This is a genomic window from Niallia sp. FSL W8-1348 (genome assembly GCF_038006745.1).
GTDB lineage: Bacteria > Bacillota > Bacilli > Bacillales > Cytobacillaceae > Niallia > Niallia alba.
Genome location: NZ_JBBOVV010000002.1, coordinates 312463 through 329491 on the forward strand (window position 1 = coordinate 312463; position 17029 = coordinate 329491).

The 17029-nt window shown below is 35.4% G+C and carries 16 protein-coding genes and 1 pseudogene; 13 read left to right on the plus strand and 4 right to left on the minus strand.

The annotated features are described in order from the left end of the window. Window positions 1-6: 6 nt before the first annotated feature. The 6 genes from NST60_RS26855 to NST60_RS26860 all read left to right on the plus strand — a co-directional run bounded on the left by NST60_RS26855 (window position 7) and on the right by NST60_RS26860 (window position 3344). Window positions 7-318: a transposase gene (locus NST60_RS26855; RefSeq protein ID WP_016205489.1), complete on the plus strand. Its 312-nt coding sequence runs from the start codon at window positions 7-9 to the stop codon at window positions 316-318. Window positions 319-329: 11 nt separating this feature from the next. After that, window positions 330-1229: an IS3 family transposase gene (locus tag NST60_RS19975; protein ID WP_040344397.1), complete on the plus strand. Its 900-nt coding sequence runs from the start codon at window positions 330-332 to the stop codon at window positions 1227-1229. 45 nt (window positions 1230-1274) lie between these two features. Then, on the plus strand, window positions 1275-1400 hold the full coding sequence (locus NST60_RS19980; RefSeq protein ID WP_263479876.1) for a hypothetical protein: 126 nt from the start codon (window positions 1275-1277) through the stop codon (window positions 1398-1400). 106 nt (window positions 1401-1506) lie between these two features. Further along, the gene (locus NST60_RS19985; RefSeq protein WP_097159208.1) at window positions 1507-2190 is read left to right on the plus strand and encodes a DUF421 domain-containing protein; all 684 of its coding nucleotides are present in this window, start codon (window positions 1507-1509) and stop codon (window positions 2188-2190) included. A 279-nt stretch (window positions 2191-2469) separates the two neighbouring features. Next, complete coding sequence (locus tag NST60_RS19990; RefSeq protein ID WP_205835613.1) at window positions 2470-2751, plus strand: hypothetical protein; 282 nt, start codon at window positions 2470-2472, stop codon at window positions 2749-2751. Window positions 2752-2777: 26 nt separating this feature from the next. After that, window positions 2778-3344, plus strand: a complete 567-nt coding sequence (locus tag NST60_RS26860; RefSeq protein ID WP_169189679.1) for an aminoglycoside phosphotransferase family protein — start codon at window positions 2778-2780, stop codon at window positions 3342-3344. Between the two features lie 53 nt (window positions 3345-3397). Here the strand turns inward: NST60_RS26860 and NST60_RS19995 are convergent, their stop codons facing one another. Continuing rightward, a complete protein-coding gene (locus NST60_RS19995) occupies window positions 3398-4375 on the minus strand; it encodes a LacI family DNA-binding transcriptional regulator (RefSeq protein ID WP_224427944.1) in 978 nt (325 codons plus the stop codon). A 6-nt stretch (window positions 4376-4381) separates the two neighbouring features. Continuing rightward, window positions 4382-5863 (minus strand): sucrose-6-phosphate hydrolase, encoded by a 1482-nt coding sequence (locus tag NST60_RS20000; RefSeq protein WP_101731133.1) that lies wholly within the window; start codon window positions 5861-5863, stop codon window positions 4382-4384. 220 nt (window positions 5864-6083) lie between these two features. Between NST60_RS20000 and NST60_RS20005 the strand changes: the two genes are divergently transcribed. The 5 genes from NST60_RS20005 to NST60_RS20025 all read left to right on the plus strand — a co-directional run bounded on the left by NST60_RS20005 (window position 6084) and on the right by NST60_RS20025 (window position 12235). Next, window positions 6084-8030 (plus strand): sucrose-specific PTS transporter subunit IIBC, encoded by a 1947-nt coding sequence (locus tag NST60_RS20005; RefSeq protein ID WP_169188635.1) that lies wholly within the window; start codon window positions 6084-6086, stop codon window positions 8028-8030. Between the two features lie 78 nt (window positions 8031-8108). Next, entirely contained in the window at window positions 8109-10292 is a 2184-nt protein-coding gene (locus tag NST60_RS20010; protein WP_169188636.1) for an alpha-galactosidase, read from the plus strand. A 228-nt stretch (window positions 10293-10520) separates the two neighbouring features. Further along, window positions 10521-10961, plus strand: a complete 441-nt coding sequence (locus NST60_RS20015) for a MarR family winged helix-turn-helix transcriptional regulator (protein ID WP_016203686.1) — start codon at window positions 10521-10523, stop codon at window positions 10959-10961. Continuing rightward, window positions 10961-11806 (plus strand): SDR family oxidoreductase, encoded by an 846-nt coding sequence (locus NST60_RS20020; RefSeq protein ID WP_341100321.1) that lies wholly within the window; start codon window positions 10961-10963, stop codon window positions 11804-11806. Before NST60_RS20015 ends, NST60_RS20020 begins: the two co-directional genes overlap by 1 nt. A 51-nt stretch (window positions 11807-11857) precedes the next feature. Further along, window positions 11858-12235, plus strand: coding sequence for a hypothetical protein (locus NST60_RS20025; RefSeq protein ID WP_016203684.1), 378 nt, complete (start codon window positions 11858-11860; stop codon window positions 12233-12235). A 225-nt stretch (window positions 12236-12460) separates the two neighbouring features. Here the strand turns inward: NST60_RS20025 and NST60_RS20030 are convergent, their stop codons facing one another. Continuing rightward, on the minus strand, window positions 12461-13156 hold the full coding sequence (locus NST60_RS20030; protein ID WP_341100005.1) for a DUF975 family protein: 696 nt from the start codon (window positions 13154-13156) through the stop codon (window positions 12461-12463). Between the two features lie 14 nt (window positions 13157-13170). Between NST60_RS20030 and NST60_RS20035 the strand changes: the two are divergent. Continuing rightward, window positions 13171-14732, plus strand: a pseudogene (locus NST60_RS20035) (IS3 family transposase). 597 nt (window positions 14733-15329) lie between these two features. Further along, window positions 15330-15626, plus strand: a complete 297-nt coding sequence (locus NST60_RS20040) for a HesB/YadR/YfhF family protein (protein WP_101731129.1) — start codon at window positions 15330-15332, stop codon at window positions 15624-15626. Window positions 15627-15702: 76 nt separating this feature from the next. On the opposite strand, the gene NST60_RS20045 is transcribed toward NST60_RS20040, so the two are convergent. Beyond that, complete coding sequence (locus NST60_RS20045) at window positions 15703-16920, minus strand: threonine synthase (protein WP_169188637.1); 1218 nt, start codon at window positions 16918-16920, stop codon at window positions 15703-15705. Window positions 16921-17029 lie beyond the last annotated feature (109 nt).

Below are 17029 nucleotides of genomic sequence, written 5' to 3' on the forward strand. Positions count from 1 at the left end.
GACATCATGAAACGAATAAAACATTCTAAAGAATTTAAATTACAAGTCATCAAGGAAGCCCAAGACACAGGGAAGAATACCCTTGTAGCTCGCCGGTATGATCTGAATCCCAATATGGTTAGTCGCTGGGTTCGTGAATACAAAGATGGTAAATTTGGTGAAGTAGATGTGGCTGTGCTGCCAGATATAGACTCCAAAGAATTATCCAAAGAAAATGAAAAACTTAAAATGTTATTAGGTGAAAAAGACCTTGAAATAGCGATCCTGAGGGATCTTATAAAAAAGAAAAACCCTCACTTGCTGAAAAGCATGAAGTAGCTAACAAATGGATTCAAAAAGGCTACTCGATTTCAAAGGTGCTTAAAATCATAGGTATTCCTCGATCCACATACTATTATCAAAAGAATTATCGTGTTGAGGAGAAAAAAGTAAGTGAGGGACGTCCAGCACCAGGTTATTCGATCCAAGAGGACGGTCAAAAGATATCAGACGAACAGATTAAAGAATTTCTACTAGAAGAGATTGCCGGTGATTGCTATAACTATGGTTATCGCAAACTCACTAAGGTCTTAAGGCGAAAATACAAACTTAAAATTAACAAGAAAAAAGTATACCGGATTTGTAAAGAATTGGGCATCTTACGCCCACAGCGCCAAAAGAAAGTCTCATACCCTAGGAAACTAGCAAGAAATCGCATTATTACAAGATCTAATCAGCTATGGGAAGCTGACATTAAATATGGCTTTATCGAAGGTGAGGATCGCTTTTTCTTTGTCATGTCCATCATCGATGTTTATGACAGGGGCATCATTACCTATCATATGGGATTAAGCTGCACTGGAGATGATGTCAAACAGACACTGAAAAGGGCATTATTAAAACGCCAACAATATGATGAATTGGAAAAACCTGTAATCCGAACAGACAATGGACCGCAGTTTATTTCCCATACTTTTGAAAAGTTTTGTGAAGATTCCAAAATTGAGCACGAAAGAATTCCACCAAGAACACCAAATATGAATGCTCATATTGAGTCTTTCCATCGCATTTTTGAGGACGATTGCCTATCCAGATGGCAGTTTGAAACCTACACAGAAGCATATCAAGAAGTCATGAATTTTATGGAGTTCTACAACGAGAGACGTATGCATTCTAGTATACTAGATTTGTCACCAAAGGAATTCTATCAAAAACAAGATTCATTGGTGATCAAGGAGGTTCGGGTGTAATGGATGTATTCATTCAAAGCATCAGCTTGATTTGGAGTGGCGGGCATGATAGCCTCGTTCGGCGATGCCAATGTTGTAAAACAGCTGGCTTCTTGGCAGGAGAATCATGCCCGCAGAGGCTCCATGTCAAGCAACATGGCCTTTTTGAAGAATAATGAAAGAAATCTATAAAATAAAAAACTGAGGAAATGAAAGAATAAGAGAGTTATTGTCCAAAATTCGGGGGTTAATCCGAAGATCTTACAACTAAGTAAAATTTAAATTGGAGGAAAAAACTTTGGAAGAAGTTAATATTGGTTTACTGACGATCAAAGTCATCGTTGGTTTTGCCACTTTATTTTTTATCATTATCATAACAGGCAGAACATCCATCTATCAGTTAACCCCGTTTCACTTAGTTTTTGTGTTAGTACTTGGAGATTTTTTAGGAAATACCATTTATGAAGATAAGGTAGGGATTTTTCATTTTTTATATGCCATCGGATTGTGGACGTTTCTTATGTTGGGAATAGAGTTTATGACTCTAAAAAATAAATCGACACGTTCTCTCTTATTAGGCAATCCTAACATCATCATTCGAGATGGTGTTATGGACAGAAAGTTACTTACAAAGAACAAATTGGATGTAAATCAAGTATTGAGTATACTCCGTCAAAATAATGTCTTTTCAGTTCGCGAAGTCAAATACGGTATATTGGAAGCTAATGGGCAAATAAGTTTATTATTAAAATCCAAGTATCAAAAACCAGACAAGCAAGATCTCAATCTTCCAGAAAGTCCAGTAGACCTCCCAACATCGTTAATTATAGATGGGGAAATTTTATGGGATAATTTACATGAACTCGGATTTGATCAACAGTGGTTAGATAACCAATTAACTACCAATGGATATGATAATGTAAAGCGTATACTTTACGCAGATTGGCGAGAGAGTGAAGGCATACATGTAAGTCCTAAATAAAATTTGTTAGGATAAGAGCACATCAATTTTCTTGGTGAATATAAACTTTAGTCTTCAACAATCAGGCGCTTTAATGAAGTAACTAAAGCCTAATTTTTCACTTATAACACCGAGAAATTAGACTTTTTATATTTTGGTTTCCTTAACGTTGTAAATCCGCATTTTCCTGACGCTACCCCTAAATGGAGCCCTTTAGCACCATTACAATATGAGACAAATGAAAACGGAGTGGTACCAGGAAAAAGGTGGGAAGATGGGAGCGGTGAATATACTCCCAGTATGGATACAAGAATTTTTCAGTTGAGAATAACAGGGCTAACAGACAATTTAATAGATGACTTAATAAGTAGAGAACGGTTTACTTATAGCAGAGAAGACTATGTGCAAATAAAGCATTCTGATTTTGATCTGTTAATAGTGCATGAGGATCCGGAATTTAGTTTGAAAGAAGTATTTGCTTCTAGAGGAAATATCGTCATGTATGTACGGTATTGGGGATATGCAGATGTAAATACTTTAATAGAAAATGTAGACGGGAAAATAGCTTTGATGCTTGATTAATTAAAAATAAGGAGAATGCAAAATGAATAGGTGATTTTCTAACGAAATTACATAGTATTCATTTATTAGAATTAGAGGGAACAAATCTAACAACCATCCACACATTAACGTATTGGAAAGACTTATACGGTAACATTAAGAAAGAATTATTTCCTTTTTTAAGCAACCAACAACAAGAACAAATTAGCCATATATTTGATGATTTCCTAGATGATTATCCAGATTCACTTAATAAAAAAGTAGTTATTCATGGTGACTTAACCATATCAAACATAATTTATCAGGAACGAAAGGAGAGGATAACTGGTGTCATCGATTTTACTGATGCTCAAATAGGAGATCCCGCCTTTGATTTTGCAGGAATCTATTGGTCGTTTGGCCCAAAGTTTACAAGAGATGTATTAGCTCATTATCAATCTACGGAGCCATCGGAATCATTGTTTGACAGAGTTAGTAAATTTTACGGATTACAACCAGTTTTTCATAATTTACTTTATGCCATTAGCAATAAACAAAATATAGACTGGAACTCAGCGTTAGCAAGATTTTCATTTCTTTATCATTACACATTTGAAAAGGAGAAGAAACAATAAAAGAATAATGGATATCGTATCTGATAAAATAAATGGGCAAACGAGATGAAAGATCAACTTGTTTGCCCACTTATTAGTTTTACGGGAATTTCATAACGATCCTCTTGATTATTGTCTCCTTCTATCTTCTGTATAAGTAGTTCTACACAAAGTTTAGCTAATTCTCCGAGAGGCTGTTTGACAGTAGTTAGTTTAGGAAAATAGTTTTCAATAAAAGAGGTTCCATCATAACCAACAAGTTTAAAGTCTTTAGGTGCTGATAAACCAAGTTTTTCCGCTTCATTTATAACTAAAAGAGCTTTCATGTCATCTGAGCAAAAGATTCCTTCTGGCTGTTCTGACTTAAGCATTTTAGATATCTCTACTGATTTTCTTAAGGGAGTAAAGCTTCCGTTTATTGAAATTACTTTGGGATCTAAACCAGCTTTATTCATCTCATCTATATACCCTTTAGTACGCAAGTGGGTTGGCGATTTAATATCATTGCTTCCCGTTAACATGATTATTTTTTGAATACCGTGGTTTATTAAAGAACGAGTAGCTAAAACACCACCTTGATAATTGTCACTGCTCACAATCGGTATACTTGATGCAAGAAAACGGTCAAAACTAATAATAGGTGCCTTGATATTTGTATAATCATCATGGTTTAGATTATGAGCACCAGCAATTATTCCTTCCACTTGATTTGCTTGGAGCATCTGAATATATTCACGTTCTTTATCCGAATTATGTTCACTATTGCATTGAATTGTCTTATATCCCATATTAAACAGCTCTCGCTCTAAGTGATCGATTAGTTCTGCATAAAACACATTATTCAAGGCAGGGAAGATTAATCCTACTAGTTTTGTGGACTTCCCTTGTAAACTGCGCGCTAGATTATTGGGATGATAATGAAGCTCTTTCATCGCTTCATGAACTTTAGCTATTGTTTTTTCTGAAAGATAGCCTTTTTTATTGATAACACGGCTTACCGTTGTAGGACTCACTCCAGCTAACTTGGCTACATCGGTTAATTTTGCAACCATTTTATTCTACCTCTTCTGATTATTTAGTCTCCATAGTTTTCCGCTGAGATCTATTTTAGAATGAAGGTAAACAAATGTTTGTGATTCATCTGGAAAAACACGCCCAGAAATAACCCGTTCACCCTCATTTACAAAGCACTCAAAAACAGAAGTATCAGCAAATAGATTTATTTTCATTTCTTCCTTTTTGGTAACAAACGCTTCTCGTTTAAAGCCATATTCTTCTCCAAAGCGCTCGCCTGCAAATTCTCTATCTACAGAAACTTTACCATTTACTGAATCGAGTGTAAAGGCTAAATAGCGGGTTTCATCAGCATTTGAAAAGAGTTTTAGTTCGACGATTTCATTTTTGGGTATCGTCAATTCTAATTCAAAACGATTGGTTTTTGTGTCAAGTGAACGATGAAATATATGCTCTATTTGACGCAAACTTTTTGTTTCATCTACTGGATATTGTTTCAGTTTACCATTATGCAAGGTCAGTTCTTTCACTAAACTCAACATACCTTGATAGCCTTCCTTATCAGTCGGATAGCTTATTTCTGGTAAACCAATCCAACTAACAGACAGAGCTCTCCCATCAGGTGCATTAAATGCCTGTGTTGCATAGACTTCAAAGCCTTCATCTAGATTTTGCAGACTTGTAGCATTGGTAATTGCTGCATTAGTAGGCTCAAATGTTTCTCCAATAATGTACATATTCGGATAGATATTTTCGTATGGGTGTATTGATTGTGATAACCCTTGTGGACAGAAAAGTAAGACAGGAACCTCCTTAATAAAAATAAGGGTAGGGCATTCAATCATAAAACCGAGCTCAGAACGAGAAAAAGTCAATTCCCCAATTAAGTTCCAGTTCTTTATATTATTTGATAATGCTTTATAGAGAAAAATAGCTCCTGTTTTATCTGATTGTTTCTGTGCACCAATAATCATATAGAATTGATTTTGATAACGAAAGATTTGGGGATCTCTAAAATGATCTGTTGTTTCTTCCGGCTGGTTAACTAATGGATTGTCAAATTTTTCGATAGTTCCGTCTGTATACATAAAAGCACCATTTTGAAAGGTAAAACGATTCCAATTATCATCTCTAACATTGCCTGTGTAAAATAGGAATAGCTTTTCCTCATCGATTGGATAAGCTGAGCCAGAATATACTCCATGAGAGTCATAATTATTGTCAGATTGTAGGGCAATCCCTTTTTCTTCCCAATGAATGAGATCTTCACTTTCTAAGTGATACCAACTTTTTAGGCCATGAGCAGCCCCGAATGGGTAGTATTGAAAAAATAGCTGCCATTTGCCATTAAAGAAAGAGAAGCCATTCGGATCATTTAATAGTCCAGTTTTTGGCTCAATATGATAGCCAGTTCGCCATTTAGAACTGGCTACTGAATTTGTTAAAGCTACCACATATTCATCATCCCATTCAGAATAAGGTTTATATCTAAGTTCCCGTGTCCATTTGCTAATAATTTCTGTCATGTAAGTTAAACTCCTCCGTTATAAATCCTTAGGTTACTTAATGGAATTTTAAAACGCCTCTAAATATATGTCAAACGTTTTCCTTGTTTTATAACAATATTTAAGAGTATTTATAAAAAAATATTCAAATATATGATAAACGTTTGACACAAAATAAAAATGGTGTTAAGTTTATCGTGCAAAAGGTTTTGAAAGCGATTTAATAGAAAGGGGAATTCACATGAAACACAGAGAAGTGGCAGAACGGATAGCAAAAGCTTTAGGGGAAAACAACTTAATTGCTGCTACACACTGCGCAACAAGACTACGCTTAGTTGTTAAAGATACGAAGCAGATCGATCAAATCTCTTTGGATGAGGATCCTGATTTAAAGGGAACTTTTAAAGCAAATGGCCAATACCAAATCATCGTCGGTCCTGGTGATGTAAATGTTGTTTATAAAGAATTAATTACTATCACAGGTGTTGGCGAAGCTACAAAAGAAGAGTTGAAAGAGGTTACGGAGAAAAAAGAAACCAATCCTGTAATGAAACTAGTAAAGCTATTATCTGATATCTTCGTACCGCTAATACCTGCTTTAGTAGCTGGTGGTTTATTGATGGCTTTAAATAATGTTTTAACTGGACAAGGTTTGTTTGGTCCACAATCGATTGTAGAGATGATACCAGGTATACAAGGTTTTGCAGATATTGTTAACTTAATGGCTTCAGCTCCCTTTGCCTTCTTGCCTATTTTAATTGGTTTTTCCGCAACAAAACGTTTTGGAGGAAATCCTTACCTTGGTGCAGCAGCAGGTATGATGCTTGTTATGCCTAATTTAGTAAATGGTTATGGCGTAGCAGAGGCATTAGCTACGGGACAGATGCCATATTGGGATGTCTTTGGCTTGCAAATTGCTCAAGCGGGTTATCAAGGTCAAGTATTGCCGGTAATTGGAGTTGCTTGGATTTTGGCAACACTTGAAAAGTTCTTCCATAAACATTTAAACAATGCAATCGATTTTACTTTTACACCATTATTATCCGTGATTATTACAGGATTTGTTACATTCGCATTTGTTGGACCTTTATTACGTGGTGTTTCAAATCAATTAACAGATGGGTTGCTCTGGTTAATCGATACGCTTGGTGGAGTAGGGTATGGATTATTTGGTTTGGGTTATTCTGCAGTTGTATTAACAGGCTTGCATCAATCCTTCCCAGCAATTGAGACACAACTACTTGCAGATATTGCCAAAACAGGCGGAAGTTTTCTTTTTCCGATAGCTTCTGCTGCTAACGTAGCACAAGGAGCGGCATGTTTAGCTATTTTCTTTATATCAAAAAATCAAAAACAAAAAGGGCTAGCATCATCAGCATCTTTTTCAGCTATGTTAGGTATAACTGAACCAGCGATGTTTGGGATTAACTTAAAATTGAAATTCCCATTTTTTATTGCTTTGGTTGCAGCTGGTATAGGAGCAGCATTCATGGGCTTTACAGGAGTACGTAATGTATCTTTAGGTCCTGCAGGATTAATTGGTTTCATTGCAATAGCTCCAAAATCAATTCCAATGTTTATGGTTGGAATATTAATTAGTTTTATACTCGCATTCGTAGCAACAATGATTTATGGGCGAAATAAATTAAAAGTTTCATCTATTAATACTGGAAGTACCAGTACAACAGAAAGAAGCACTACTCCTGTTACTAATATAGCAACAAACGAAGAAATCGCTGCTCCGGTTGAGGGGAAGGCTATTGATTTAGCTACTGTAAATGATCCAGTTTTCGCTTCAGGCGCAATGGGAAAAGGAATTGCTATTATCCCTCGAATCGGCAAAATATATGCCCCAGCTGAAGGTATTCTAACTGTTACAAACGATTCCAAACATGCTTATGGCATTCAAACGGAAAAGGGAGCAGAGATTCTTTTGCATATCGGGATAGACACAGTAAAATTAGCAGGGGAAGGGTTCAAAACCTATGTTAAGCAAGGTCAGAAGTTAAAGAAAGGGGACTTGCTTGGCGAATTTGATATCGAGAAGATTCACGAAGCCGGTTTTGATTCTACTGTGATGATAATTGTCACGAATTCCAAAGCTTATGAAGAGGTTAAAAGCATGGTCGATGCAGAACTGACTGTTGGAGAAAAAGCAATCACGTTAATCCCATCAGTAAACAAATAACCTTAAGTAATCTATGTACTAGATTATAAGAAACCAATTGAGATAGAAAGAAACAACTTGTTTATAGGAGGTATTAATTTGCCTATTTTTCTTGAAAAAGATGGAAAAACACTCCATCTACAAAACGAAATATTGAGTTATGTGATTTCAATAGAAAAAGAAAAATACGTCACCCATCGTTATTGGGGTAGAAGATTAGAAAGTTTTAATGGCAGCACCCAGCTTCAAATGATTGATCGTGGTTTTGCAACTAATCCAATTCCTGATGAGAGAGTGTTTAGCTTAAATGCACTACCTCTGGAAACAAGTACGCAACAAAGCGGTGATCACCGAATCTCGAATTATACAATACGTTCTCATACGAATCATACACGAACAGATTTTTCTTATAAGAAATTCGAAATTCAAACTGGGAAAAAGCGCATAGAGGGGTTACCCACATTAGAAGGCAAAGATTCAGAAGTTACTACACTGACTATTACCCTTTATGATGATATTCAGAAGTTGGAAATGAAGCTTTTCTATCATCTTTATGAACAACTACCTGTAATAACACGACATGTAACATTCTTAAATTACGGTAATCAAGAAGTATTCCTTGACAATGCAGGAAGTCTTCAAGTAGATATCGCGTCAACTACTTTTGATTTGTTAACTCTTTACGGGTCCCATACGAATGAGGCAAACATTAGCAGAAGGAGATTGCATAATGGTATTCAAAAAATAGAAAGTACTCGTGGTGTAAGTAGTCCACAACATCAACCATTTTTAGCACTTTTAAACCCAAATACAGATGAATTTAGTGGAGAAGCACGTGCATTTCATCTCATTTATAGTGGGAATTTTCAAGCACAAGTAGAAGTAGAACAATATGGTTCATCACGAGTACAGCTCGGCATAAATGCAGAAGGATTTTCATGGAAGCTTTCACCTGGAGGTAAATTTGAAACACCAGAAGCTGTGATGGTTTATTCTAATCAGGGATTAAATCATATGAGCAACACTTTTCATAAACTCTATCAAGAACATCTATGTCCAAAGCCCTTTCGAAATCGCGAACGACCGATTCTATTAAATACGTGGGAAGCTAATTACTTTGATATATCAGAAGAAAAATGTGAAAAATTAGCTGAATTAGCATCACAGGTCGGCATGGAAATGTTTGTTTTAGATGATGGGTGGTTCGGCAACAGAATGGATGATACTTCCTCGCTTGGAGATTGGAAGGAGAATAAGGAAAAGTTACCGAACGGAATAGCTGGCTTAGCTGAGATGGTGAGAAATAAAGGAATGAAATTTGGTTTATGGTTTGAACCAGAAATGATTTCAAGAAATAGCGAACTATTTAAAGCAAACTCTGATTGGGTTATACATAGCCCTGCATATTCACCTTTAGAAGGAAGAAGACAGCTAGTCCTAGATTTATCAAATCGTGAAGTGCAAGACTTTTTAATAAATGTATTAACAGAACATTTAGAAACAGGCAAAATTGATTATATTAAATGGGATATGAACCGTCATTTAACCGATATTGGGAGTGCAGCCTTCCCTAAAGATCAACAAGGAGAGATAAGTCATCGATATATACTTGGCTTATATCGAATTCTCGAGAAGCTAGTGAAACAATTTCCCAATGTACTATTTGAAAATTGTTCAAGTGGAGGGGGAAGATTTGATCCTGGAATGATGTATTACATGGCCCAAAATTGGACGAGCGATAATACAGATGCCTTATGTAGGACAAAAATCCAATATGGATACAGTTTGCTTTATCCTCCCATTATGATGGCCGCACATGTTTCACCTGTACCGAATCATCAAGTAGGAAGGATAACCTCTCTTGAAACTAGAGGTTTAGTAGCAATGAGTGCCAATTTTGGTTATGAACTTAACTTAATGGATGTATCAAAAGAGGAACTCACAGAAATAGAAAACCAAATATCCTTTTATAAACAGCATAGAAAACTATTTCAATTTGGGGAATTTTATCGATTAAAGTCCCCAGGAGAATATTTTGAAACGGCTTGGATGTTTAAAAATGAGGAAGAAGCAATAGTCATTTATTTTAACGGAGTAGCTCGTCCTGCTGTACCAGTAAACTATTTACCTGTTAATTATCTAGATGATTATGCAACATATAAGGAAATGGACACTGGTAGAATGTATTCTGGTAGTGAACTTAATTATGCTGGTGTAACTATTCCTCGAGTGAAAGAAGATTATAAAACCTTAATTTATCATTTTATCAAAGTTAATAGGTAAAACAATTCATATGAGACTGGGACAAGACCTCCTCTGAGATGAAAAAGCCGGTGGAATTTTACTCTTCGTAGGATTCCACCGGCTTTCATTATTTGATCATTGATCATTATCCTTGAAGATATCATCTTCATTACTTACCGTTACAACTTGAATATTATCTTAATTAGTAATATACTTAAAAATAAAGTATCTTAGTTACTAAAGTATTTATAAAGGAAGGTCCATTGTATGAACATCTTTGAAAATTTATTAACTTCATTAAAAAGAGCAAGTGAAGTAAGTGTTTCAATTATGAAGCCTAGAGATGAAGGAGTGATTACCCATAACTTAATGATATTTCTTTTTATGATTCAAAATAAAGGTGAAATTAGAACAAGGGAAATATCAGAGCATTTTGGTGTGACATCAGGTGCTGCAACTGGCATTGCTGATAAGCTTGAAAACTTAGGATTAATTGAAAGGAACCGAAGTAAAATAGACCGAAGAGTTGTCACTTTAGTTTTATCTGAAAAAGGAAAAAAACTTGTACAAAGCAAAAAAAGAGAGCATGTTGAGTTGTATCAATACATTTTGCATGATTTTTCTGAAGAAGAGCTATTAAACACAATACGCATGTTAAATAAGATCTCAGATAGAATAGATAGTTATAACAACAGGGGAGATATATGATGAAGATTTTAGTAACAGGTTTTACGGGAAAAGTTGGATTACAGGTTGCTAACTATTTAAAAGACATAGATATACCAATATTATGTGGGGTTCGAAATGTTGAAAGAGCTAGAGCTAAGTTTGGTGATATATATGAATACGTTAGTCTTGATTTTTCAGATCCAACTACATTTGATGGGGCTCTTGAAAATATTGACCGCATTTTTTTAATGTACCCACCTGGTGAAAACCTTCCATTCGCTACTTTTTTAGAAAAGGCAAAGGATAAAGAGATTAAACACATTACCTATTTATCGTTAAAAGACGTCCAATTCATGCCATTTATCCACCATTACAAAATGGAAAAGCTAATAAAAAGCTATAACATACCTTATACATTTGTTCGCGCCGGATATTTTATGCAAAATTTAAATGATTTTCTTTGTAAGGAAATTAAAGAAAGACAACGTATCTTTGTTCCAGCAGGTAAAGGGAAAACAAGCTTTATTGATACTAGAGATCTTGCTGAAATCTCTGCTTTAACGCTAGTTAATGAAGGAAAGCATAAAAACCAAATTTATGCCGTAACAGGGAATGAAGCTCTCGACTTTTTTGATGTTGCAAGTATAATGACCGAAGTGCTTGGAGTAAAAATTCAATATACAAACCCATCAGTCAAAGAATTTAGGGAATATATGAAGAAAATAGGTGAAGATGAAGGATTTGTAAATGTTGTCGTTGGTGTTCATATGCAGACAAAACTTGGCCTTGCAAAAGGAATTAAGCATGATTATGAAAAAGTAACAGGCAAAACGCCTACAAATATTAGAAAATATATAGAGGATTTTAAAGAGAGTTGGATCTAAGGATTAACAGCAAACACAAGAAATATTCATTATTATAGGAGGATTACCATTTTGTGGAGATTAGTAAACGGAAAATTGATTCAAGAAACAGATCAAACAAGGATTAAATTCAGAACTAATATTAGTAAAGAAATCATTAATAAATTAAATCGAATGTCTGAAGAATACGATACACATATTAATTATTTAATTGAAAACGGACTTAAAAATTTATTAACAACCGGAATTGTAGAATTCTCTAAGGAATCTAGACCAAAAGATCGTGTTCAGTATAAAACAACTTATGATAAGCAATTGCTTGAAGATGCAAAACAATTTGCAAAATCACACCAATTATATATGAATGATATCATTGAATATAGTACGAAATTTATTGATTTAACTAATATTAAAGATAAACAGTATAAGAATAGAGTAGAGAGAATGTAGTTTTACTATATTCTTATATTTATTATAACGCCCCGAACATAATATATATTATACACAGCAATTTAAAACTCGCTAAATCACATCTCATATTAAAGTATACTTTAGATAGTGAGACAAAATTAAATTTTTTTTATTATTAACCTTCACCTTCAATTAAAAATACAACAACCGAAAATCATCATTGTGACAATGTTTTTCGGTTGTTGTAGAAATTCATTATTAAAATTAAAGTATTTCTTTTTCATCGGTATCAGCAATTAAATTCTGATAAAAAGTTGCATTAGATGCATAAACATATGGAGTTAACCATAAAAAACCTATCCCTAATGAAATTAGACATAAAATGCCCCAACCAATAAAGCTTAAATTTAATAAGAAATATTTCCACTTGTATCCATGCATTCTTCTTCTGCTTTCTGTAATTGCTTCGAAAATCGAATATTCTGGATGATCTTTTAATAACATAAAAGTTTGTGAATATGCTAGACCTTTAATAATTCCAGGAATTATTAATAATAAGGACCATAAAAAAGTAAAAATACCTACCATGATAGACGCACCTATCACTTTTAACATTACCTTTACGTCTGTATAAATAGTGAAAACTTGTGAAATCTCCGCATTTTTTTCTCTAACAAGATCTAGATAAAACCATACTATTGCTATAGATAAAGGTATTAATATAACACTAATAATGGCAGTTAATATCGATGCAAGTGGTGGTGTGTATTCTTGATTTAACCAGTTTATGAATCCGCCACTAGCATATATTTCAATCGAGAGATTTATACCAGCACTTAAAACAAGATATAAGAAAGTAAGTCCTACTACCTTTCCCCATTCTCCTTTCAATGATTGTCTTGCCCCCTCTGTTAGGATAGATGTCGTAGGGAACTTTAGTGTATAGTTTAAATCATACACGGAGGTTGATCGACATGAAAAGTAATAATGGTAAACGTTATACAAAGGAAGAGAAAGCATCAATTATTAAGAGAATGATGCCCCCCACTAATGAATCGGTTGGCCAATTAAGTGAAGAGTTGGGCATTACTGAACCCACGCTTTACAAGTGGAGAAAAGAGGCTAGATCATCTGGAAACCCCACACCCGGAGATGGACAAAGTTCTGAACACTGGAGCAGTGAAGATAAGTTTCTCATAGTTATGGAAACATACTCAATGAATGGTGCGGAGCTAGCGGAGTATTGTCGAAAAAAGGGACTTTATAAAGAACAGATTGACGCATGGCGAGATTCATGCCTTAATGCAAATGGGCGAGAATCTAGTCAAACAAAGCAGTTAAATCAAGAATTAAAAGAGGAGAAAAAGCGAGGAAAGGCATTAGAGAAAGATTTGCGTAAAAAAGAAAAAGCATTGGCAGAAGCTGCAGCCTTATTACTATTAAGAAAAAAGGCCCAAGCGATCTGGGGGGACCAAGAGGACGAATGATCAGCCCGTCAGATCGCGCACTAGCAGTAGAACTCATCCAAGAAGCAAACCAAAATGGTGCGCGATTAGCCCCGGCGTGTAAAGAATTGAACATTAGCGTTCGCACCTATGAACGCTGGATTTCAGAAGGTGGAATCAAGGAGGATCAACGCCCTATTGCGTTACGTCCAGAGCCAAAAAATAAATTAACGATAGAGGAAAAACAAGAGATACTGGAGGTTGTTAAAAAAGAGGAATTTGTAGACCTACCGCCTACTCAAATCGTGCCAAAATTAGCAGATCAATGCATTTATATCGCCTCCGAATCTAGCTTTTATAGAGTTCTTCGTGAGCATAAAATGCAAAATCATCGGGGAAGAAGCAAAAAGCCCGAGGGTAGATTACCAGAAAGTCATTTAGCAGTAGCCCCAAACCAGGTATGGACATGGGATATAACGTGGTTAAAAGGGCCGGTGAAAGGCTTGTTTTATCGACTCTACTTAATTATCGATATTTTTAGTAGAAAAATCGTAGGTTGGGAGATTTGGGAGTCAGAGGAGGCAAAACACGCTGAAGATTTAATGAAGAAGACGATTATTAGTGAAAAAATCCAAGGTAAACCACTCGTTTTACATTCCGATAATGGCAGTCCCATGAAAGCCGCAACATTTCAGGTATTACTTGAAAAATTAGGGATCCAAAGCTCTTATTCAAGACCAAGAGTAAGTAATGACAATCCCTATTCTGAAGCAATGTTTCGGACTCTGAAATATCGACCTGAATTCCCGTACAGAGGCTTTGAAACACTTGAGGCTGCACGTGAATGGGCATTAAGATTTGTGAATTGGTATAACTGTATACATTTACACAGTGGTATAAATTTTGTGACGCCAGAACAATGCCACACAGGTGCGCATATTGGGATACTGAAAAAGCGCAAAGAAGTTTATGAACTAGCGAAACAAAAGCATCCAGAACGTTGGACGCGCTCAACTAGAGACTGGAGTGCACATGATTCAGTGGCTTTAAACCCAATAAAGGACAAGATAGAAAAGGATGGAACAAAATAGCCCCACTGCGACTGAGCTTGAACTACCCATTCCCTTCTCATCAAAGAACAGAATGAATTCTGTTCTTTGATGAGAAGGCCACCAAGCAAAGCGCGGTAGTTACCCTTACGTTCTTACACTAGTAAACAAGTTAAATGCGACAACTATCTTGACAAACACCGCTTGCATCATACTTAATTTCTGAAATCTTCAATTTGTATCCTCCTTTATATTACTCCTTATCATTATAACTATTTTTTTGTAATAATAAAGAATTATTTGATAAATACCCCAAAATTTCCATGTTTAAAACTAATTAGTTTTATGCCTCTACTAGTTTCTAACTATCCTGGATATTAGAATCGTTATTTTTAAATCCTGCTTTTCAAATAATTAATAAGACAAGTGATTATTTCTCACTCAGCGTTAAATCCAATCTTATCCATTAAATTTAAATTCTTCTCTCACCTCCCTCCTAACTTTTCTTATCAGCTAAAAGATTTTAGAAATAATACATAGTTTTATAAATATAAAGCATTTACATTGTTAGGTAATGAAATGATATGATAGAAAATGAATAGAAAATACAGCATTTTATTATTAAGGAGGAAACATACATTGAATATACACATTAGCAATGCTGCGTTAACATGGTTTAAGGATGAAGTTGGTTTACAAGCGGGAAGTCATGTGCGCTTTTATCCGATGATATATGGAAATAGTCCAGTTCAAGAGAACTTTTCATTAGGATTTTCTATAGAGGCTCCAGTTGATGCGATATCTAGTGTCACAGTAGAAGAGATTCAGTTCTATGTTGAAGAAACAGATGTTTGGTTTTTTAATGGCCATGACTTATATGTGGAGTATAACGAAACAATGGATGAAGTAGAATATCAATATAAAATGCCGAAATAAAGGGTTAAAAATAACCGCCTATACAAATGGCGGTTATTTTTAACCCTTTAATAAGAATGAAATAAGCTTGCTTGGATTATCTTTCAATAAACTCTCCTGGCTGTAAAGTCGGGATATTTGCTAGTTCTACCGTTTCTGGATATTTTATTCCTGCACCAGTATTTAAACAAACGACGACTTCCTCTTCCTTTATCCACCCTTCTTTTCTTAACTTTTCAGCAGCGGCAAAGGTTGCCGCACCTTCTGGACAGATAAAATTACCTTCAAGCTCAGCAACTAGTTTTTGTGCAGTAAGTAATTCGGTTTCTGAAACAGCAATCGCGCAGCCATTTGTATGATATAAGCTTTCTAGCACAAGGAAATCTCCTAAAGCTTTTGGTACATTTATTCCAAAAGCACAGGTCTCTGAGTTTTCAAAAAAAGCAGATTCTGTCTCGCCATTTTTCCAAGCTTCCACAATAGGGGAACACCCTTCCGCTTGAACAGCTACAAGTCTAGGAAGTTTATTATCTGAAATCCAGCCGAGCTCTTGCATTTCTTTTAAAGCTTTGTAAATGCCAATAATACCGACACCTCCACCAGTTGGATATAAAATAACATCAGGTACATTCCAACCAAATTGTTCTACAATCTCATAACCCATTGTTTTCTTTCCTTCGATACGGTAAGGCTCTTTCAAGGTAGAAGCATCATATACCCCTTTATCTGCGACTAATTTGCCGACGATTTTGCCAGCATCACTAATAAGTCCATCGACTAAATGCAAATCTCCTCCAGAAATAAACACTTCTTTTCTAGTTATTGCAGGTGCGTCTACAGGCATAACAATGGTTGCTTTAATGTTTGCCTTTGCTGCATAAAGGGCCCATGCAGCGCCAGCATTTCCATTTGTCGGCATGGCAAGTTGTTTAACCCCGAGCTCTTTCGCTTTGGAAATTCCTACACTTGCCCCTCTTGTTTTAAAAGAACCAGTTGGAATAATCCCTTCATCCTTTATGTATAAATTAGATAGCTGATAATGCTTTCCTAATTGGGGCATTTTTTCTAACGGCGTCCATCCTTCTCCTAATGTAACTATATTCTCTTTTGCACTAACTGGTAAAAGTTCATGATAGCGCCACAAACTAGTTGGTCGTCTTCCGATGCTTTCCTTCGAAACATGCTCCTTTACTTTCTCTAAATCATAACGAACTAACAAAGGAGAGCCACAGGCGCAAAGCTGCTGAACCTCTGTCACCTCTAACACAGCCTGGCATTTTGGACATTCTAAATGTGAAACATAGCTATAAGACATCGTTTTCCTCCAATATAAAATTATTCATTACACATTTACAAGATACATAGAAAGAATTAATTGTCTAACAAACGAAAAAAAACCAAAGGTATCCTCTAAAAAGGATGCC